A 20,225-nucleotide genomic window follows, 5' to 3' on the forward strand; every position below is an offset into this window, starting at 1 on the left:
ATTTACAGGAAGAGAGTTTCAATCCTAGAAAATAGCTATGGTTCTTATCATGCACTTGGAGTGACTCGCTTACGCAGGCAGATCGCATGATATAGCTTCAGTGTGACATGTATATTAGCTGCGCCACTAATTACTTAAAAAGGAAGAGCGCCATGGAAGAGCCCAAAGTTTTTATCTCATATAGCTGGACAGACCAACGCCACAAGGAAATTGTTAAGCGCTGGGCAGACAGACTGATAGCGGATGGAGTTGATGTCACTCTAGACATATACGACTTGAAGGAAGGCGATGACAAATTCCACTTCATGGAAAGCATGGTTACTGATACTACTGTCACCCATGTTTTAGTTGTTTGTGATCGTACATATGCTGAGAAAGCTAATTCTCGGAAAGCTGGAGTAGGAACAGAGTCTCAAATTATATCTGGCGAAATATATGCAAAAGTAAAGCAGTCCAAATTTATACCAATAGTTTGCGAATTCGATGATAACGATGAACCAACTTTACCGGTATTCATGAAATCAAGAATATGGATTAATTTTTCTAGCCCTGAAGCAGAAAATGAAAATTGGGAGCAGTTATTAAGATTGCTATATGGTAAACCCCAACATACCAAGCCTATCAAGGGTAAAGCCCCTGTCTACATTACAACCGACGCGCCAGCCCCTACAAGCGAAGCTTCAGCAAAATTCAACTCATTAAAACAGGCAATATTACAAGACAAGAAAAATATCGCTTACTACCGTCGCGATTTCATCGACTCCTGCATTGGCTACGCTGACAAACTGAGAGTAAGGGTTAGGCCCGATGTTGAATCTTGGGGAGAGAAAATTTTAGAGGACTGTACCAAATTAAAAGCAATTAGGAACCATCTATGTGACTGGATTCTACTTGAAAGCGAGACAACGGGAGGTGGAGAGTTTTCCGAAGCAGTTTTGGAGGCACTTGAAAAACTGCTGGAGCTAAAGTCTCGCCCTTCCGAGGTGAACTCATGGAATGACACATGGTTTGAAGCTCATGCCGTGTTCGTATACGAAGTATTTTTATACATAATAGCCGCCCTCTTAAAAACCGGATCTTATAAAGTTTTACATGAGGTATATTCATCTCATTACCTGCTACCTACAACAGATCAATATGGAAATAAAAAATTCAACTCTTTCGATTGCTTCTACGGATATTCTGGCGAACTACAATCAGTTTTAGCACCTCCAGGTAAAAAACTTCATTCGCCAGCAGCAGAGCTCATAAAACGTCAAGCCGAAAGACCAGATTTGCCATTTACCGAGATTATGCAGGCGGAGCTTCTAACTTTACTTATGACGTTTATAATGCCTAATACACGTTGGTATCCTCAGACATTGCTCTACGCTACGTACGGCGCTAGCTACCCATTTTTTGTTAAAGCGACACAGCATAAAAACTTCACAAAACTATCTGCTATAACCGCAATTAAAACGGCTGACGATTTGAGAGCAAAGGTAAAGGAAGGCCATGCAAGGTTAGGGGTAAGCCAATGGCATGACTTTTTCGAAAGGAATTTCTGGTCTTCCATGAACTTGGACAATCTTGACACCCTGTAAATCAAATAGAAAGAGAATAGCTCGAAGTCTTATAACGAATATCGGCGACGTGGTTCATTACCGATATTCTGTTTACCCGGCTTTTTAATTAGTCAAAAGCCGGGACAGCCTTCAATCAACAGACTAAATTATTTAACCTTACTACTCAAACTACTCACCAAACTCTCCAACCTCCCCACGCTACTGCGCAAGTTAGTAATGTCCTGCTGGAGGCTGCTGATCTCGCTGGAGCTTGAGGTGCTGTTCGAACCCGAGTTGCGCTGGAGGTCGGCTAGCTGGCTTTGGAGTTTGCTGATGGTGCGGCTTTGCTCGTCCATCTTGCTCTTGAGGTCGGCTACATCGGCGGTGCTGGGTTGGGTGGTGGTGCCGTTGTTGCGTTTTAGCTCTTCGATCAAACGGCTTTGGGCTTTTACGGTTTCCTTGAGGGCGTTCAGCTCGCTGGCGTTCTGGCGGGAGTCTTCCTGCAGTTGCTGCACGCTGATCAAGGCTGACTCAAGGTCGCGCGAAGAATCGACGTCCGCGGACTCAGTGCGGCTGGCAACGGTGCTGCTTTGGGGGGCCGCGGCATTGGCGCTTGCATCGCCGGCGGCATGAGCCGGTGAGACAGCGAGGACACCGATCAACAATGCTGCGAACGAAAGGGAGGAATTCAAGAAAGCGGACTTACTAGTCATCACTAGGTTTTCCAAAAGAGGTGCAAATTTGGCACAGCGCTAAGACCGGTATTTGGGGCTCAAGTTCTCGGCGCTGACGCTCTGGGACAAACCTGGTAACGCATTAACGGGCCTGTTCGGGCAGATACTATGCCATCCGGCAGACGTTCACACGTCGTCACTTCCTGATACTCGGACTTCCTTGACGCAGCCCGCAGCGGCTGGTCGTTGTTCGAATGAATAGTGGAGTGATGTATGCGCAGATTGACCCTTCTCGGCACGCCGGTGCTGATATTCACCCTGGCAGCGTCCACGGCCCAAGCCTATGAGGCCGGGGATATTATTGTTCGGGCCGGTGCAGTGACGGTCGACCCGCGAGAAAGCAGTTCCAGCGTGCGTGTGGACCGTGGAGGTCTGGCGGGTACGGATCTGGGCGGTAAAGCGGGCATGAACAGCGATACCCAGTTGGGTCTGAACTTCGCTTATATGATCACCAATCATTTGGGTATCGAACTGCTGGCGGCGACGCCGTTTGAACATGACGTGACGATCAAAGGCACTTCCGGTGGCATTGCGGACGGCAAGCTTGGCTCACTCAAGCATCTGCCGCCGACGCTGAGCCTGATTTACTACCCGCTGGACAATAAGTCAGCCTTTCAACCCTATGTGGGCGCCGGGATCAACTACACCTGGATCTACGACGAGAGTGTAGGCAGCAGCGCGAGTGCTGCCGGGTTCGATAACTTTCACGCCAGCAACTCATGGGGTTGGGCAGCGCAAGTCGGCGCGGACTACATGCTCACTGATCGCCTGATGATCAATGCGCAGATGCGTTACATCGATATCGAAACCGACGCTTATGTCAGCAACACCAACCTTGGGGTCCGGGCGAAGGTGAATGTCGACGTGGATCCGTTCGTTTACATGGTGGGGCTTGGCTACAAGTTCTGAGACGGCAGACAGCGCGTGGCATGAATGACAACACAACAAAAAACGGGCACCCAATGCATGTTGGTGTGCCCGTTTTTTCACTGCTCGCCTCCCGCGAAGGCGTACAGCCGATGACTAGGGGTTGACGCTGTCTTTCAGGAATTTACCCGGCTTGAAGGCGACCGTGTTGCTGGCCTTGATCTTCACCGGCTCGCCGGTTTGTGGATTTTTGCCAGTGCGGGCACCGCGATGGCGTTGCAGGAAGGTGCCGAAGCCGACCAGGGTGACGCTGTCTTTGCGATGCAGTGCACCGGTAATTTCTTCCAGTACGGCATTGAGAACGCGATTGGCTTGCTCTTTGGTCAAGTCCGCCTTTTCAGCAATGGCGGCCGCTAGTTCTGGTTTACGCATATGAAGCCTCTTATACGGATTTTTGTTTTTATGTCCCGCGCCGCTCATGCAGAACGGTAGTCAGGTGACGCAACGGCTCTACGTTGCGGCAGACGGGAATGAGGATGGCATGCTGTTCTGGCGGACGCCAGTGGACGAATGGCCTATATAGGGCCAAAAATGTGGCTTATCCGACAGAACGGCCAGTATTTATGCCAACAGTGCGGGAAGCGCCTTATTCAGAGCGAGTTTTTCCATCACGGCGGCTCCGGTCAGCGCGTAGCCCAAGAGGTTGCCAGCAGAGTCGTGGCACAGAGCCTTGATGTCAGCGCCCTCGCCCTCAACGCTCCAGATAGCTTCTATGCCACGGGGCGGCGGCGACACAACGAGGGGGCATACCGGGGTTTTTACGGTAATCGGCATAGGGCCGTATTTAACAGCGGTCGTTGTGCCCGTAAGGGTTTGGGCCAAGGCGCGGGCGCAGCTCATCAGCGGCATGACGTACAGCAAATTCAAACCGTCGACTTCGGCACAGTCGCCTAGCGCATAGATATTGGCATGGGAGGTTTTCAGCTCCCGGTCCACGATGATGCCGCGACCAATCTGCAGGCCTGCCGCCGCAGCGAGATCGACTCGTGGGCGCAAGCCGATGGCGGACACCACCACATCGCACTGAATGACTTGCCCATCGGACAGGTGCGCTTCAAGTCCATCAGCACTGCGTTGCAAGCGTGTCATCAGCGGCCCGAGGTGAAAACGCGCGCCGAGGCTTTCGAGACCTGCACGCACCGCAGCTGCGGCGGCAGGAGGCAGCAAGGTCGGCATCACTTGCTCGCAAGGCGCCACCAGGTCAACTTCGTAGCCACCCAGAATCAGGTCATTGGCGAACTCGCAGCCGATAAGACCGGCGCCGAGAATCAGTACCCGACGTTTACCCGCTGCTGCCGCGCGAAAACGGGCGTAATCCTCAAGGTCATTGATCGGGAATACGGCGTCGCTGGCATCACCCTCAACGGGTACCCGAATGGTTTCGGCACCCCAGGCGAGGATCAGGTCGCGGTAGTAAACCGCCTCCTCGCCAATCCACAGGCGTTTGTGCCCTGGATCGATGCCGCTGATACGGGAGTGCGTTCGCACTTCGGCCTTGAGTTGGTCGGCCATCGCGCCGGGTTCAGCCATGCTCAGGCCATCGGCTTCCTTGTTCTTGCCAAAGCCGGTGGAGAGCATCGGTTTGGAGTAGGAGCGTCCGTCATCAGCGGTGATCAGCAGCAGCGGCGTTTCGCCATCGAGCTTGCGAAATTCCCGAGCGAGGTTGTAGCCCGCCAGGCCAGTGCCAACAATCACAACAGGTGCGTTCATACGTACTTCCAGACCAGAGATTAAAAAACCGGATCAGCCGATTTCGATCATTTCGAAATCCATTTTGCCTACGCCGCAGTCCGGGCATAGCCAGTCTTCGGGAACATCCTGCCATAGAGTGCCCGGCGCAATGCCGTCATCCGGCCAGCCGTCGGCTTCGTTGTAGATCAGGCCACAGACAATGCATTGCCACTTTTTCATCGTTATCTCTCATGTTTTCAGGCTAATTGGGGCGTACGTGGTCGTGAGGTGCCACGCTTGCGCCAAACTCAGGGCGTTTTGTACTGATCACGACGCTGACATGCAACCCCGGTGATCACTACAGGGCGTTACCGGTCGTCGGCCGGAGGGGGCAATCATGCTAAGCTCGCGGCCTCGATCAGCCTGAAAAATGCTTGCCGTGACTGAGCAAAATCCCCCTTCCCTCGCCGTGAACTGGCTTGAGCGCGAGTCGCTTGAGGCCACCGCCGAACCGTTGGTTCAAGCATGGCTGTTTCATCGGGACTCATTGACCCGCCGTCTGACCGCATTGTCTTCCGACCATTTCAGTGTCACGCCGCTCGTCGAAGGCTGGCAAGCGCTGCGCGACGATGAGTGTGTTGCGCTGGATCTGCCTGAACAAAGCGTTGGCTGGGTGCGCGAGGTCTATTTGCGCGGGCATGGCGAGAAGTGGGTATTCGCCCGCAGCGTTGCCGCACGCAGCGCGCTACAGGAAAGCGGCCTGCACATGGATGAACTGGGCACGCGCTCGCTGGGCGAGTTGTTGTTCTGTGATCCGGAATTTGATCGCGGCTCGCTGCAGGTCTGTCGTTATCCAGCGGCATGGCTGCCCGTAGCAGATGCCGCCGAAGGCTTATGGGGACGACGCTCGTGCTTTAGCCGCGGCCCTCTGAAAATACTGGTAGCCGAAGTCTTCCTGCCGACGCTCTGGCAGACGATTCGCACCGTGGAGCATTGCTGATGTACCTGACGCTACTCAAATCCCTTAATCGCCTGAATCCGCGCATCTGGGACTTCATCCAGCTGATGCGTGTTGATAAGCCGATTGGTATTTATCTATTACTGTGGCCGACGCTTTGGGCACTGTGGATTGCCGGCAAGGGTTCGCCGTCGCTGCTTAATATCGCGATTTTTGTGGTGGGTGTGTTCCTGATGCGTGCGGCGGGCTGCGTGATCAATGACTTCGCCGACCGCAAGGTCGATGGTCACGTCAAACGCACCGAACAGCGCCCGCTGGTCAGTGGCAAGGTCAGTTCAAAAGAAGCGTTGGTCCTGTTTGCAGTATTGGTGCTGGTGAGTTTCCTGCTGGTGCTGCTGACTAATCCGACAACCATCTGGCTGTCATTCGGCGGGCTGGCATTGGCAGCCTGTTATCCATTCATGAAGCGTTACACCTATTACCCGCAAGTGGTGCTGGGCGCGGCGTTTTCCTGGGGGATGCCGATGGCGTTCACCGCCGAAACCGGCAGTCTGCCCGCCGCCGCGTGGCTGCTGTACATCGCCAATCTGCTGTGGACGGTGGCTTACGACACTTATTACGCGATGGTCGACCGGGAAGACGATCTGAAGATCGGGGTGAAATCCACTGCCGTGCTGTTTGGCGATGCTGACCGGATCATCATTCTGACGCTGCAAGGGTTGGCGCTGGGCTGCCTGCTGCTGGCCGGTGCGCGCTTTGAAATGGGGATGTTTTTCTACGTGGGTCTGCTGGTGGCAGCGGGATGTTTCGCCTGGGAATTCTGGTCAACCCGCAATCGCGACCGCGACGCCTGTTTCAAGGCGTTCTTGCATAACCATTGGGCTGGGCTGGCGATCTTTGTCGGGATTGTTGCGGATTACGCGTTGAATTAACGCGAGGCCTGTAGGAGCTGCCGGAGGCTGCGAAGCAATGTTCCAATCACACCGCAATTCGCAGCCTTCGGCAGCTCCTACAGAAAGTTCATCAGGTCAAGGTTTGACGATGTGCCAGGCGCCGCCTTTGCCATCGCCAGTGACGTCTCCGGCTTTCTTGTCATCCTTGTAGAGGTAAAGCGGCTTGCCGTCGTAGGCCCATTGCAAGGTGCCGTCGCTGCGCTTGACCTGAGTCCACTTGCCGGTCGCTTTGGTATTGGCTTTAGCTGTCAGGGGCGGCCAGTTGATTGCGCATGTGTCGTTACACGCGGACTTGCCAACTGAGTCCTTATCGAAGGTATAGAGCGTTTTACCGCTGTGGTCGGTGAGGTAGCCGTTGTCCCCTGTCATGCCAGGTTCGGCAGCCATAACCAGACTGGAAGACGCGATTGCCGCAGCCGCTATCAAGCCCATGAATGTCGATGAAATCTTGAGCATCGGTAGATCCTTTTCTTATGTGGAAACCGTTGTCGGACAAGACTGCACATTAGTCCTTAAATAACATGGCATGCTAGCCCCTACCGTGACTGTCACACGACTGCAATAATTCCGTTATCTAATGCGCCCCAAGACAGTTAAATGACAAGAGGTTCAAGCATGGTTGGCAGGAGCATTCTGATCGTTGACGACGAAGCGCCTATTCGCGAAATGATCGCCGTTGCATTGGAAATGGCCGGCTATGACTGCATGGAAGCAGAGAACTCTCAGCAAGCCCATGCAATCATCGTAGACCGCAAGCCGGACTTGATCCTGCTCGACTGGATGCTGCCTGGCACATCCGGCATCGAACTGGCCCGACGTCTGAAGCGTGATGAGCTGACCGGGGATATCCCGATCATCATGCTGACCGCCAAGGGCGAAGAGGACAACAAGATCCAGGGGCTTGAAGTCGGCGCTGACGATTACATCACCAAGCCGTTTTCGCCTCGCGAACTGGTCGCACGCCTCAAGGCTGTGCTGCGCCGTGCAGGGCCTACCGATGGCGAAGCGCCTATCGAAGTGGGCGGTCTGCTGCTCGACCCGATCAGCCACCGCGTGACCATCGATGGCAAACCTGCCGAGATGGGCCCGACTGAATACCGTTTGCTGCAGTTCTTCATGACCCACCAGGAGCGCGCCTACACTCGCGGTCAATTGCTGGATCAAGTCTGGGGAGGCAATGTTTATGTCGAAGAACGTACCGTTGACGTGCACATTCGTCGCCTGCGCAAAGCGCTCGGTGATGCGTATGAAAATCTGGTACAAACCGTGCGCGGCACGGGCTATCGCTTCTCAACGAAAAGCTGATGATTCACTCGTAGAGAATCAGCTTAGACAGATCGCCGCAAACGAATGGCGCAACCGTCCGGTATGCGCTCGACATGGATGTACGTTTAATTGAATCAAAATTGGCATGGCACCCTGATCCGCCACATGCTGTTGCTGGTGACGGCCTGCCTCGTGGTCGGGCTGATCAGCGGCGAATATGGCTGGAGTCTGGCCATCGGTCTGGGGCTGTATCTGGCCTGGACCCTCAAACAACTGTTACGCCTGCACGAATGGCTCAGCAACCACCAGACCGACGAACCGCCGCCTGATGGTTACGGTTTGTGGGGCGAAGTCTTCGACAGCATCTATCACCTGCAACGTCGTGATCAGCGTGTACGCGGTCGGCTGCAAGCGGTGATCGACCGAGTGCAGGAATCCACCGCCGCCCTTAAGGACGCGGTGATCATGCTCGACAGCGAGGGCAACCTGGAGTGGTGGAACCGCGCCGCTGAAACCCTGATGGGCCTCAAAACCCCACAAGACAGCGGCCAGCCAGTGACCAATCTGGTGCGTCACCCGCGCTTCAAGGAGTACTTCGAGCAGGACAGTTTTGCCGAACCGCTGGAAATCCCCTCGCCGACCAATGACCGGTTGCGCATTCAGTTGCTCATCACCCGCTACGGCAACAACGAGCACCTGATGCTGGTGCGCGACGTCACGCGTATTCATCAGCTGGAACAGATGCGCAAGGATTTCGTCGCCAACGTTTCCCACGAACTGCGCACGCCGCTGACGGTTATTTTCGGTTATCTGGAAACCTTGCTGGATAACGTCGAGGAAGTGAACCCGCGCTGGGTGCGCGCCTTGCAACAAATGCATCAGCAAGGCGGGCGCATGCAGACGCTGCTCAACGACCTGTTGCTGTTGGCCAAACTCGAAGCGACAGACTATCCGTCGGATAATCACCCGATCGTCGTCAGCACGTTACTCAAGACCATCACCAGTGATGCGCAGGCGTTGTCTGGCAACAAGAATCAGCAGATCGACCTGAACATCGAAACCGATACGCTACTAAAGGGCAGCGATACCGAACTGCGCAGCGCGTTTTCCAACCTGATTTTCAACGCCGTGAAGTACACCCCCGCCGAAGGTAAAATCCAGATTCGCTGGTGGGCCGATGAGCGTGGCGCGCATCTGAGCGTGCAGGATTCGGGGATCGGTATCGAAACCAAGCATTTGCCTCGCCTGACAGAACGCTTCTACCGCGTGGACTCCAGCCGCGCCTCCAATACCGGCGGAACGGGACTGGGCCTGGCCATCGTCAAACATGTGCTGTTGCGCCATCGGGGAACACTGGAAATCAACAGCGTGCCAGGCAAAGGCAGCGTGTTTACCTGCCATTTTCCACCGATCCAGCTGGCCCAAGCCTAGCCTGCGACACCTCCGCCACTAGGCAAGCAGGCATTGAGCCGCTACATTGCGGCTCTTGTGCACCCAATAGCGGTGCAGCAATAACCTCTCTCGCTAAAACGGAACCCGTAAAACTCCATCATGGACCCTTCCCCTGGTTTTAACTTCGCTTCACTGTTCGCCGATTTCGGCATGATTCTCTTCGCAATGGTTCTGGTCCTGCTCAACGGTTTTTTCGTTGCGGCAGAGTTCGCCATGGTCAAGCTGCGCTCAACCAAGGTTGAAGCCATTGCAGAAAAAAACGGCTGGCGCGGACACATCCTGCGCACTGTTCACAGTCAACTTGACGCTTATCTCTCCGCTTGCCAGCTGGGTATTACCCTGGCTTCGCTGGGATTGGGCTGGGTCGGTGAGCCCGCGTTCGCGCACTTGCTGGAGCCGCTGCTGGCAGCCATGGGCGTGGACTCGCCGGAAGTGATCAAGGGCGTGTCGTTCTTTACCGCCTTCTTCATCATCTCCTACCTGCACATCGTGATCGGCGAGCTGGCCCCCAAGTCCTGGGCGATCCGTAAACCGGAACTGTTGTCGCTGTGGACGGCGGTGCCGCTGTACCTGTTCTACTGGGCGATGTACCCGGCCATTTACCTGCTGAACGCCAGCGCCAACGCGATTCTGCGCATAGCAGGCCAAGGCGAGCCTGGCCCGCACCATGAGCACAGCTACAGCCGCGAAGAACTGAAACTGATTCTGCACTCCAGCCGTGGCCAGGATCCGAGCGATCAGGGTATGCGAGTACTCGCGTCCGCCGTGGAGATGGGCGAACTGGAAGTGGTCGACTGGGCCAACTCCCGGGAAGACCTGGTGACGCTTGATTTCAACGCGCCGCTCAAAGAAATCCTCGCTCTGTTCCGCCGTCACAAGTTCAGCCGCTATCCGGTATACGACGCCGATCGTGGCGAGTTTGTCGGCCTGCTGCACATCAAAGACCTGCTGCTGGAATTGGCGGCCCTGGACCACATCCCGGAATCCTTCAATCTGGCCGAGCTAACGCGCCCGCTTGAGCGGGTGTCCAAGCACATGCCGCTGTCGCGCCTGCTTGAGCAATTCCGTCAGGGCGGTGCGCACTTTGCGCTGGTGGAAGAAGCCGACGGCAAGATCATCGGCTACCTGACCATGGAAGACGTGCTTGAAGTGCTGGTCGGCGACATTCAGGACGAACACCGCAAGGTCGAACGCGGCATCCTCGCTTATCAGCCGGGCAAACTGCTGGTGCGCGGCGATACTCCACTGTTCAAGGTCGAACGCCTGCTGGGTATCGATCTGGACCACGTAGAAGCGGAAACCCTGGCAGGCCTGATCTACGAAACCCTCAAACGGGTGCCGGAAGTCGAGGAAGTCATGGAGTTCGAAGGCCTGCGGATCATCATCAAAAAGATGAAAGGTCCGAAAATCGTGTTGGCCAAGGTGGTCAAGATTGATTGATAAGCCGATTCGGTTACGCCGCTAAAAGTGCAAGTATTTTTTCACTTTATGATCTGGAGTGAAGGAATACTTACATGGCAATGAAAATAGCACCGTTGCTCCCTGCAACGGAAAAACAGTTAGCTGATCTTGGCGAGCGCCTGAAGCTCGCCCGCTTACGACGTAAAATTACTGCCAAACAGGCTGCAGAACGTGCCGGAATGTCTCAGATGACGCTCCGAGCGCTTGAGCGCGGATCTTCCGGCAGTACAATCGGCGCCTATTTAGCAGTGATGCAGGTCCTTGGACTAGAAAAAGACCTAAACAAACTCGCTGCCGAGGACCTACTCGGGCGACACCTGCAAGATGCAAATCTACTTGTAGCGAAGAAAAAAAGGCCTCGCCACAAAAAGAGCGAGCCAGCGTCTTCATCAGCAAAAAACTTACCTCCCGAAGATCGAACCGCTGAAAGGCCTACGGAATATCCAGCTGTAGATCAAAGCGAAGGCGGCTCAATCAGTAGTGATTCACTAGCAGCGTTGATACCGACTCGGATAAGGGCTGATACACAATGACCGCAGTGATCGGGGTATACGCCGACTGGGGCTTACCGGAGCGGAAGAGGTGCTGTCTAAAGCCGAGCTTTTAAAAGGCGCGCTGCGCCTGGATCTTCGACTGATATGTAGGTAATTATCTCGGTAAGATCGTAAATAGCGTGACTCAGTCAAACAAATGGCAGCATTACTTACCCAATCTCCGCTTGCGCTCAGCGGCTTCAATGATCACGTCCATTCTCGCCATCACTTCATCATGGGGTACGCCGGTTCCCGGACTATCCAGCGACCGCTGTACCTTTTCACGGAACCAGACATCATAGCTGTCGGCTTGCTCTTGGGTTTCGAACTCTGAAACGACTGGCGAAAGTAGGGCGCTCACGAGTAACTCCGGTTGGGACCGTTCAGAGCTTAGACCTGTCGCTGGAAGCTGTCTCGACCGTCCGAAAAATCGGAAAAAGCCTACGCTGACTCGTTCAGAGAAACTGTAGGCCTGAAAATCTTGTTGCCCGAGATAGTCAAAATTGGTTGATGAACCGAGACTCCCGTAGGACCGGCTTCAGCCGGGAGAGCATTATCCGCGACGTAGATATGCGGTGAATGTGAAGGCCCCCTCCCGGCTAAAGCCGGTCCTACGGGGCGCGCAGTACTCTCAATTCCCCCCCACCGCGAAATTAGGCAGGCTTTGCACCGGCTGTGCAAACTCGTAGGGGATGGACTCCAGCGCCAGGCCTACGTTGCGCTGGACGACGAAGTGCAGGTGCGGGCCGCTGCTGTTGCCGGTATTACCGGAGCGTGCCAGGGCGCTGCCTACGATGACGTGCTGTCCTTCTTTGACGCTGACCGAGCCACGCATCAGGTGCAGGTAAACGCCCATGGTGCCGTCGTCATGCAGGATTCGCACAAAGTTGCCGGAAGGGTTTGAGCCTTTGCCGGTCTGGTCGTTTTCGATTTTGACGACCACGCCACCTCGTGCCGCAATGATTGGCGTGCCTTCGGGCATGGCGATGTCCATGGCGTAGCGGCCTTTGGGACCAAAGTGGCTGTATTTGCCGTTAGGCCCCTGACTCAAGCGAAAAGGCCCGCCCACCCATGGCAAGGGATATCGATACGCCAGACTCGTGCGCTGAGGATCACCCACGATTGAGCGCAGGCTGGTTTTGTAGCTCATCGGCTTGCCGACGACTTTGGGACTCAGGACCGTGACCCGCTCATTGCCACGCGCAGGTATCATGCGACGAATGGTCTGATCGGCAACGCCTAGAACGTTCTTCCCGCCGCTGATTTTCAGCTCGACCTCAACCGGCGCATACAGATCGTTGCGGACATAGAGGCTATCCACGCCTTTGTCTCGCTTAGTGCTCAGATGCACCTGACGCTCGATGTGCTCGACCATCCGATCCTTGAACACCACCACGGCGGCACCCGGCGTGGGGCGGTCGGTAAACGAGACCACGCCGTTGGCATCGGTGAATTTATAGATCGTCATCGCCCCGGCTGTTTGCGCAGCCAGCAACAGAGCACACAGGATCAGTAAGCGCTCAATCATGGGATGGGTCTGGGTTGTAAAGAAGATGAGGCAAGCCTAACAGCGATTCCTGCAAATGAGGACTCAGCTGTATCAATCGGCAATAGAGTGGACGTCAAGGAAATCGCGCCAGATGCGCGTGAGCGTCATCCCTAACCCTGGAATGGCGTAGGACCGGCTTTAGCCGGGAGAGGGCCAGCACCTTCACTGCATCAATCGACAGGAACAATGCCCTCCCGGCTAAAGCCGGTCCTACGAATGTCGCAATCAAGCACCCGGTGAGAAGTGCTTCTGTGCAGTGCCGCGGGCGATCAGGCGGGAAATGTAATCCAGTTTCTGGGCATCCTGATCGGTGAAGCGGAAGGTTACTTGCAGCCACTCGCTGTCGGGCTTCTGCTCGAAGGCCACGATGGCGTGCAGATAACCGTTAAGCCGCGCCACTTCGTTGCTCTCGCCTTGTTCCAGATCGAGCACAGCCTGCTCAAGGATCTGTGGCAGGCTTTCGCTACGGCGGACCACCAGCAACGCTTCCTTGAGGGTCAGCGCCTTGATCACACTGCTGTGATTGCCGCTGGGCAGGCGCAATTGGCCCTGACCACGGCCTGCCGGTTCTTTTGCTGCTATTTGCTGCGGTACCGGTGGGGCCTTGGCAAGACCGCCGCCAAAGCCAGGCGCAGAAGTCACTGCCGGGCTGGCCGCAGGACGAACGACCTCAGCCTTGCCGCCGGTCAGCGCGCTGAGCGAGTCATTGAGCGGTGAGTTCATGCGCGACGGCGCGGTGGACATCACAGCTTCGAGCTTGCCGACTTTAGCCAGGGCTTTCTTGACCTTGGTCAGCAGTTGTTCGTTGGTGAAGGGTTTGCCGACAAAATCGGTCACCCCGGCCTGAATCGCCTGAACCACGTTCTCTTTGTCACCACGGCTGGTGACCATGATGAAGGGAACGGTTTTCAGGTAATTGTCCTGTTCGCGGCACCAGGTCAGCAGCTCAAGGCCAGACATCTCCGGCATTTCCCAGTCGCACAGGATCAGGTCGAACTCTTCGCGGTTCAGGGTGACCTGAGCCTTGCGACCGTTGACGGCGTCCTCGGTGTGAATACCGGGAAAATAATTGCGCAGACCTTTCTTAACCAAATCGCGAATGAAAGTCGCGTCATCCACAATCAAAACACTGATCTTACTCATCGACGCTCCTGCGGGTGTGTCGCCACTGCTGGCGAACCGCGTTGATGCTGAACACACCCTATATTTCGGCAAGCATAGCGCTGGCTGATGGCCAAAGGCCAACCTGTTTGACGGCGCCAGGACATTTAATTCGCGGGCGGCTGGAAGTTCTTAAACCCGAGAACAAAAACGCCCAGCTGCGAGCTGGGCGTTTTTTCGCAGGCAATCTTACTTATCGTCAGATTTGTCCGGAACATTAGCGCTTTCGCTAGAGATCCCGTGCACCTCTTCTTTCATGCGCTTGAGGCCCATGTGCCGCACGTCGGTTCCGCGCACCAGGTAGATGACCAGCTCGGAAATATTCCGCGCGTGGTCGCCGATACGTTCCAGCGAACGCAGGACCCAGATCACATTGAGTACGCGGGAGATCGAACGCGGATCCTCCATCATGTAGGTCGCCAGCTCGCGCAGGGCCGTCTTGTATTCGCGGTCGATGATTTTGTCGTACTGCGCCACGGACAACGCCAGCTCGGCGTCGAAGCGGGCAAACGAATCCAGAGCATCGCGAACCATGTTGCGCACCTGATCGCCGATATGACGCACTTCGACGTAACCACGCGGCGATTCGCCTTCTTCGCACAACTGAATGGCACGACGAGCGATCTTGGTCGATTCATCACCGATGCGCTCCAGGTCGATCACCGACTTGGAAATGCTGATGATCAAACGCAGGTCGGAAGCCGCCGGCTGACGACGCGCCAGGATGCGCAGGCATTCTTCATCGATGTTGCGCTCCATTTGGTTGATGCGGTCGTCGACTTCACGAACGCGCTGGGCCAGACCGGAGTCCGCTTCGATCAAGGCAGTCACGGCATCGTTGACCTGCTTCTCGACCAAACCGCCCATCTCGAGCAGATGGCTGCGTACTTCTTCAAGCTCAGCGTTGAACTGTTGGGAGATGTGATGCGTGAGGCTGTCTTTATGAATCATGCTTGGTGTCCTTGGAACGTCCGGTTAAGTGCGAAAACGCAGCGGTGCTTCAGGGTTTGAGCAGGACCTAGCCGTAACGACCGGTGATGTAATCTTCAGTCTGTTTTTTAGCCGGGTTGGTGAACATCGTGTCCGTGTCACCGAACTCGACCAGTTTGCCCATGTACATAAACGCGGTGTAATCCGAAACCCGTGCAGCCTGCTGCATGTTGTGAGTAACGATCACAATGGTGTATTTGGATTTCAGTTCGTAGATCAGCTCTTCAACTTTCAACGTCGAAATTGGATCGAGCGCTGAACAGGGTTCGTCGAGCAGCAGGACTTCCGGCTCCACGGCGATGGTCCGGGCGATCACCAGACGTTGCTGCTGACCGCCGGAAAGCCCCAGCGCTGACTCATGCAGACGGTCTTTGACCTCGTCCCACAACGCTGCGGCCTTGAGTGCCCACTCGACAGCTTCATCGAGTACGCGCTTTTTGTTGATGCCCTGGATCCGCAAGCCATACACGACGTTTTCGTAGATGGTCTTGGGGAACGGGTTGGGCTTCTGAAACACCATGCCGACACGACGGCGCAATTCGGCGACGTCTTCACCTTTGGTGTAGATATCGTGACCGTACAGATTGATTGCGCCTTTTACGCTGCAACCATCGACCAGGTCGTTCATGCGGTTGAACGTACGCAACAATGTCGACTTGCCGCAGCCGGACGGACCAATAAAGGCCGTCACACGCTGCTTCGGAATATTCAGGCTGACATCGAACAGCGCCTGCTTGTCACCATAAAAAAGGTTCAGACCCGGCACTTCGATGGCCACGGTTTCGTCGGCCAGATGCAGGCCGGACTTGTTGCGCCCCAGGGCCGACATATTGATGCCTCGTGCCGGGTTTTCATGCTGCATGGAATTGCTCCCTACGCTAACCAAATTCATTTGAACGTCGTCAGGAGCGAACTTGTTCGCGAGGCGTCGAACCTGACGCACCGCCTCGCGAACAAGTTCGCTCCTACCAGCTCCTGGTTTGCCGCACGACAGCACGGCCACAGACCATCAACTGTCCAGCGCTTTGTATTTCTCGCGCAGGTGGTTACGAATAGCCACCGCCGACAGGTTGAGCAAGGCAATCACTAACACCAGCAACAGCGCCGTGGCGTAAACCAATGGTCGCGCCGCCTCGACGTTAGGGCTCTGGAAGCCCACGTCGTAAATATGGAACCCCAGGTGCATGATCTTCTGATCCAGATGCAGGTAAGGGTAGTTGCCATCCACCGGCAGCGACGGAGCCAGTTTGACCACGCCCACCAACATCAGCGGCGCAACCTCACCCGCTGCACGTGCCACCGCCAGAATCAGGCCGGTCATCATGGCCGGACTGGCCATGGGCAGAACAATCTTCCACAGCGTCTCAGCCTTGGTCGCACCCAACGCCAGCGAACCTTCGCGAATGGTGCGCGGGATACGCGCTAGACCCTCTTCAGTCGCGACGATCACCACCGGCACGGCCAGCAATGCCAGCGTCAGCGACGCCCAGAGCAGGCCAGGCGTACCAAACGTCGGCGCAGGCAAGGCTTCGGGGAAGAACAGCTGATCCAGAGATCCGCCCAGTACATACACGAAGAAGCCCAAACCGAATACGCCGTAAACAATGGCCGGAACGCCCGCGAGGTTGTTCACCGCGATACGGATCAAGCGAGTCACCGGGCCTTGTCTGGCGTACTCACGCAAGTAAACCGCTGCCAGTACACCAAACGGCGTGACGATCACCGCCATGATCAGGGTCATCATCACCGTGCCGAAAATCGCCGGGAAAATTCCGCCTTCGGTGTTGGCTTCCCGCGGGTCTTCGCTGAGGAATTCCCACAGCTTCTTGAAATAGAAACCGACTTTGGTGATCGTACCCATGCCGTTGGGCTGGTAAGCGTGGACGACTTTGCCCAGGCTGATTTCGACTTCTTTGCCGTTGGCGTCGCGCGCCGTAAGGCTGTCGCGATCAAACGCCTCATGCAGCGAGGTCAGACGCTCTTCGATAACGGTGTAGCGACTGTCCAGTTCGGCACGCTCGCTGGCCATGTCGGCTTGAGCCTGCGCATCAAGCTTGCCATCCAGCTCCAGTTTGCGGGCCTGCAGACGCAATCGTTCGATACCGTGGTTGATCGCCCCGACGTCTTTCTTTTCAAGCTGATAGAGCTCGCGAGCCAGACCTTCGACACGCTTGATGCGCTCTTGCAGCGTCGGCCAGGCCGCTTCGCCTTCAGCGACGACCTTGCCGCCTTCTTTGACGTTGACCAGATAACCGTAAAAATTGCCCCATTCGCGCCGCTCAATCGTCATCAACTCGGGCGGCAGACTTTGGTTGGATATCCACTCGCCCACGACCCAAGTGAAATCGCTGGGGTTGACGTCACGGTTGCCGACCTTGACCAGCTCACGGGTCATGAACTCCGGGCCATCCTCCGGTACCGGCAAACCTGCGCCTTTAAGACGGGCGCGAGGGACTTGCTCTTGCTCGACGACTTCGCCGATCAGAACGTGTTTCTCCTGATTGGGCACATTGTATTGCGCGTACATCAGATCGGCCGGCCAGAAATGCCCCAAGCCGCGCACGGCAATCACCGACAACAAGCCCAGCGTCATGATGACCGCAATGGATACCGCGCCCGCACTCATCCAGACGCCAGGGGCGCCGGTTTTAATCCAACTCTTGAGGGAGTTCTGTTTCACGAACTTCTACCTTCCTTAGAGAGACGAGTATTGCTTGCGCAGGCGCTGACGGATCAGCTCTGCGAGGGTGTTCATCACAAAGGTGAACATCAGCAGCACCAAGGCTGCGAGGAACAACACTCGATAATGACTGCCACCCACTTCCGACTCAGGCATCTCCACGGCCACGTTGGCCGCCAGCGTGCGCATCCCCTCAAACAGGTTCATGTCCATGATCGGCGTATTACCCGTAGCCATGAGCACGATCATCGTCTCGCCCACCGCACGACCCATGCCAATCATCAGTGCCGAGAAAATCCCCGGGCTTGCGGTCAGGATGACCACGCGGGTCAGGGTCTGCCACGGCGTCGCGCCGAGTGCCAGCGAACCCAGCGTCAGACCGCGAGGCACACTGAACACCGCATCCTCGGCAATCGAGTAAATATTCGGAATAACGGCGAAGCCCATGGCAATGCCGACCACCAAGGCGTTGCGCTGGTCGTAGGTGATGCCCAGATCGTGGGAGATCCACATGCGCATGTCACCGCCGAAGAACCAGTTCTCCAGGTGCGGGCTCATGCTCAGTGAAAACCAGCCTACCAGCAGAACCACGGGCAACAGGATCGCGCTTTCCCAACCATCGGGAACCCGCAGGCGAATCGAGTCAGGCAAACGGCTCCAGGTAAAACCGGCGAGCAGAATGCCAATGGGCGTCAGCAGCATCAGGCTGAACACACCTGGGAGATGACCTTCCAGATAGGGCGCCAGAAACAGCCCTGCGAAGAAGCCGAGGATCACCGTCGGCATGGCTTCCATCAGCTCGATTACCGGTTTGACCTTGCGGCGCATCCCGGGAGCCATGAAGTAAGCGGTATAGATCGCGGCGGCAACCGCCAGAGGCGCAGCCAGCAGCATGGCGTAGAACGCAGCCTTGAGCGTGCCATACGTCAGCGGTGCCAGGCTCAGCTTGGGCTCGAAATCGCTATTGGAGGCGGTGGACTGCCAGACGTATTGAGGCGAATCGTAATTCTCGTACCAGACCTTGCCCCACAATGCGCTCCAGGACACTTCCGGATGCGGATTCTTCAAGCCCATCGGCCGCAACGCACCGCCCTGCTCTACCAGAATCTGATCCGCACGCGGTGACAGGGCAAAAATACCCGAACCGTCAGCGACTTTTTCGACCAACAACGTGCGGTGCGCAGTGCTATGGAAAACGCCGAGCTGACCCGAAGCGTCCAGTGCGATAAAGCCCTTGCGCCGTTGCTCGGCGGTGATCTGGGTAATCGGCGCCGTGCCCATCTTGAAGTCGCGAATGTGCATGAAGCGCTGTTCGCCATCGACGTCACGGGCCATGAACCACTGGGCCATGCCGCCTTTTGAGTTACCGATGATCAACGAAATGCCGCCCACCAGCTGGGTGCTGGCCGTGATCTCGGCATTGCCGTCTTCAAGCAGTTTGTAACGGCCGTTGAGCGTGCGATCACGCAGACTGAACACGTCGGCCTGCGCACGACCGTTGATCACATACAGCCATTGCTGACGTGGATCGATATAGATGGCTTTCACAGCCTCGGACATCTGCGGCAACTCGATACGACTTTGCTCGCTGGTGACCTCGCCGGTCATCATGTTTTCTTCTTTGGCCAGCGACAGAACATGCAATTGCTTGCCGGTGGTGCCTGCGATCAGGAGCTTCTCGCCATTGGCATTGATGCTCACATGCTCAACCGCCTGCCCCCCTTCATCCAGCACCAGCGGTGCTTCGCCATAGGGCCAGGTGATGGTCGGCGTAATGGTTTTATGGTTGTTCGGGTAGGTGATCAGGTAGCTGTGCCTGAACGCCAGGACTTGACCATTGGACAAGCCCAACGCAATTAGCGGCGTACCCGGCTGATCCTGACCAAGCGAAGCCACGCTCACGCCAGCAGGCAAAGGCAGGCTGACACGCTTGATTTCTGCACCGTCCGCGATGCCGAAAAACACGGCTTCGCCCTTGTCGGAAATACGCATTCCGACCTGGTTCTGCTCTTCGACAGTCAGCATTAGCGACTTGCCGGCGTCGTTCAGCCAGGCAGGTTTCAGAGCGTCTTCCTTACTCAGGCTTGCGCCCTGAAACAGCGGTGCAACCACATAAGCCAGATAAAAGAAGATCAAGGTGATAGCTGCGAGCACGGCGAGGCCGCCAATGGCGACATACCAACGGGTCAGGCGGTCCTTGAAAGCGCGTATGCGGCGCCTGCGTTGCAGCTCAGGCGTATTGAAATCAATGCGCTTGGCAGGTGAATTCTGATTCATTGATGAATTGGCCAGATCATTCATGCGCACACCCTAGTCGCCCTGTATGACAAAAACATTACAGCGGGG

The 20,225-nt window shown here is 56.0% G+C and carries 20 protein-coding genes; 8 read left to right on the forward strand and 12 right to left on the reverse strand.

What is annotated here, in order from left to right; genetic code table 11:
* The first annotated feature begins 152 nt into the window (after positions 1-152).
* Positions 153-1,583 carry an SEFIR domain-containing protein gene (locus tag AO242_RS20015; RefSeq protein ID WP_176560672.1) on the forward strand — a complete coding sequence of 477 codons (1,431 nt, stop codon included), beginning with the start codon at positions 153-155 and terminating at the stop codon, positions 1,581-1,583.
* A 128-nt stretch (positions 1,584-1,711) separates the two neighbouring features.
* On the opposite strand, the gene AO242_RS20020 is transcribed toward AO242_RS20015, so the two are convergent.
* Complete coding sequence (locus tag AO242_RS20020; RefSeq protein ID WP_099270092.1) at positions 1,712-2,257, reverse strand: hypothetical protein; 546 nt, start codon at positions 2,255-2,257, stop codon at positions 1,712-1,714.
* A gap of 234 nt (positions 2,258-2,491) precedes the next feature.
* On the opposite strand from AO242_RS20020, the gene AO242_RS20025 reads away from it, so the two are divergent.
* A complete protein-coding gene (locus AO242_RS20025) occupies positions 2,492-3,187 on the forward strand; it encodes an OmpW/AlkL family protein (protein ID WP_099270093.1) in 696 nt (231 codons plus the stop codon).
* 114 nt (positions 3,188-3,301) lie between these two features.
* Here the strand turns inward: AO242_RS20025 and AO242_RS20030 are convergent, their stop codons facing one another.
* From AO242_RS20030 to AO242_RS20040, 3 genes are all read right to left on the reverse strand, one after another.
* Positions 3,302-3,577 (reverse strand): HU family DNA-binding protein, encoded by a 276-nt coding sequence (locus AO242_RS20030; protein WP_003177201.1) that lies wholly within the window; start codon positions 3,575-3,577, stop codon positions 3,302-3,304.
* Positions 3,578-3,766: 189 nt separating this feature from the next.
* The gene (locus AO242_RS20035) at positions 3,767-4,915 is read right to left on the reverse strand and encodes an NAD(P)/FAD-dependent oxidoreductase (protein ID WP_099270094.1); all 1,149 of its coding nucleotides are present in this window, start codon (positions 4,913-4,915) and stop codon (positions 3,767-3,769) included.
* Positions 4,916-4,948: 33 nt separating this feature from the next.
* Positions 4,949-5,116 carry a rubredoxin gene (locus tag AO242_RS20040; RefSeq protein WP_002555879.1) on the reverse strand — a complete coding sequence of 56 codons (168 nt, stop codon included), beginning with the start codon at positions 5,114-5,116 and terminating at the stop codon, positions 4,949-4,951.
* A 190-nt stretch (positions 5,117-5,306) separates the two neighbouring features.
* Between AO242_RS20040 and AO242_RS20045 the strand changes: the two genes are divergently transcribed.
* Positions 5,307-5,876, forward strand: coding sequence for a chorismate--pyruvate lyase family protein (locus tag AO242_RS20045; protein ID WP_099270095.1), 570 nt, complete (start codon positions 5,307-5,309; stop codon positions 5,874-5,876).
* Positions 5,876-6,766 (forward strand): 4-hydroxybenzoate octaprenyltransferase, encoded by an 891-nt coding sequence (gene ubiA, locus AO242_RS20050; RefSeq protein ID WP_099270096.1) that lies wholly within the window; start codon positions 5,876-5,878, stop codon positions 6,764-6,766. The genes AO242_RS20045 and ubiA overlap by 1 nt, the downstream gene beginning before the upstream one ends.
* Positions 6,767-6,862: 96 nt before the next feature.
* On the opposite strand, the gene AO242_RS20055 is transcribed toward ubiA, so the two are convergent.
* Positions 6,863-7,219 (reverse strand): COG4315 family predicted lipoprotein, encoded by a 357-nt coding sequence (locus tag AO242_RS20055; RefSeq protein WP_373562241.1) that lies wholly within the window; start codon positions 7,217-7,219, stop codon positions 6,863-6,865.
* A 183-nt stretch (positions 7,220-7,402) separates the two neighbouring features.
* On the opposite strand from AO242_RS20055, the gene phoB reads away from it, so the two are divergent.
* The 4 genes from phoB to AO242_RS20075 all read left to right on the forward strand — a co-directional run bounded on the left by phoB (position 7,403) and on the right by AO242_RS20075 (position 11,499).
* Positions 7,403-8,092, forward strand: a complete 690-nt coding sequence (gene phoB, locus AO242_RS20060; protein ID WP_027901508.1) for a phosphate regulon transcriptional regulator PhoB — start codon at positions 7,403-7,405, stop codon at positions 8,090-8,092.
* A gap of 126 nt (positions 8,093-8,218) precedes the next feature.
* A complete protein-coding gene (gene phoR, locus AO242_RS20065) occupies positions 8,219-9,484 on the forward strand; it encodes a phosphate regulon sensor histidine kinase PhoR (RefSeq protein ID WP_231665609.1) in 1,266 nt (421 codons plus the stop codon).
* A 120-nt stretch (positions 9,485-9,604) separates the two neighbouring features.
* Complete coding sequence (locus AO242_RS20070; RefSeq protein ID WP_099270098.1) at positions 9,605-10,945, forward strand: hemolysin family protein; 1,341 nt, start codon at positions 9,605-9,607, stop codon at positions 10,943-10,945.
* Positions 10,946-11,019: 74 nt separating this feature from the next.
* A complete protein-coding gene (locus AO242_RS20075; RefSeq protein ID WP_099270099.1) occupies positions 11,020-11,499 on the forward strand; it encodes a helix-turn-helix domain-containing protein in 480 nt (159 codons plus the stop codon).
* Positions 11,500-11,665: 166 nt separating this feature from the next.
* On the opposite strand, the gene relB is transcribed toward AO242_RS20075, so the two are convergent.
* The 7 genes from relB to AO242_RS20110 all read right to left on the reverse strand — a co-directional run bounded on the left by relB (position 11,666) and on the right by AO242_RS20110 (position 19,904).
* Positions 11,666-11,860 carry a type II toxin-antitoxin system RelB family antitoxin gene (gene relB, locus AO242_RS20080; RefSeq protein WP_099270100.1) on the reverse strand — a complete coding sequence of 65 codons (195 nt, stop codon included), beginning with the start codon at positions 11,858-11,860 and terminating at the stop codon, positions 11,666-11,668.
* 270 nt (positions 11,861-12,130) lie between these two features.
* On the reverse strand, positions 12,131-13,027 hold the full coding sequence (locus AO242_RS20085) for a peptidoglycan DD-metalloendopeptidase family protein (RefSeq protein WP_099270101.1): 897 nt from the start codon (positions 13,025-13,027) through the stop codon (positions 12,131-12,133).
* Between the two features lie 246 nt (positions 13,028-13,273).
* Complete coding sequence (locus AO242_RS20090) at positions 13,274-14,191, reverse strand: response regulator (RefSeq protein WP_027901939.1); 918 nt, start codon at positions 14,189-14,191, stop codon at positions 13,274-13,276.
* 207 nt (positions 14,192-14,398) lie between these two features.
* Positions 14,399-15,160, reverse strand: a complete 762-nt coding sequence (gene phoU / locus AO242_RS20095) for a phosphate signaling complex protein PhoU (RefSeq protein ID WP_027901940.1) — start codon at positions 15,158-15,160, stop codon at positions 14,399-14,401.
* A 67-nt stretch (positions 15,161-15,227) separates the two neighbouring features.
* Positions 15,228-16,061 (reverse strand): phosphate ABC transporter ATP-binding protein PstB, encoded by an 834-nt coding sequence (pstB, locus tag AO242_RS20100; RefSeq protein WP_027901941.1) that lies wholly within the window; start codon positions 16,059-16,061, stop codon positions 15,228-15,230.
* Positions 16,062-16,208: 147 nt separating this feature from the next.
* Positions 16,209-17,825: a phosphate ABC transporter permease PstA gene (gene pstA / locus AO242_RS20105; protein WP_176560680.1), complete on the reverse strand. Its 1,617-nt coding sequence runs from the start codon at positions 17,823-17,825 to the stop codon at positions 16,209-16,211.
* Between the two features lie 69 nt (positions 17,826-17,894).
* Positions 17,895-19,904, reverse strand: coding sequence for an ABC transporter permease subunit (locus AO242_RS20110; protein ID WP_176560681.1), 2,010 nt, complete (start codon positions 19,902-19,904; stop codon positions 17,895-17,897).
* Between the last annotated feature and the right edge of the window lie 321 nt (positions 19,905-20,225).

It is taken from the genome of Pseudomonas sp. ICMP 561, from assembly GCF_002699985.1.
In the GTDB taxonomy this organism is placed as follows: Bacteria; Pseudomonadota; Gammaproteobacteria; order Pseudomonadales; family Pseudomonadaceae; genus Aquipseudomonas; species Aquipseudomonas quasicaspiana.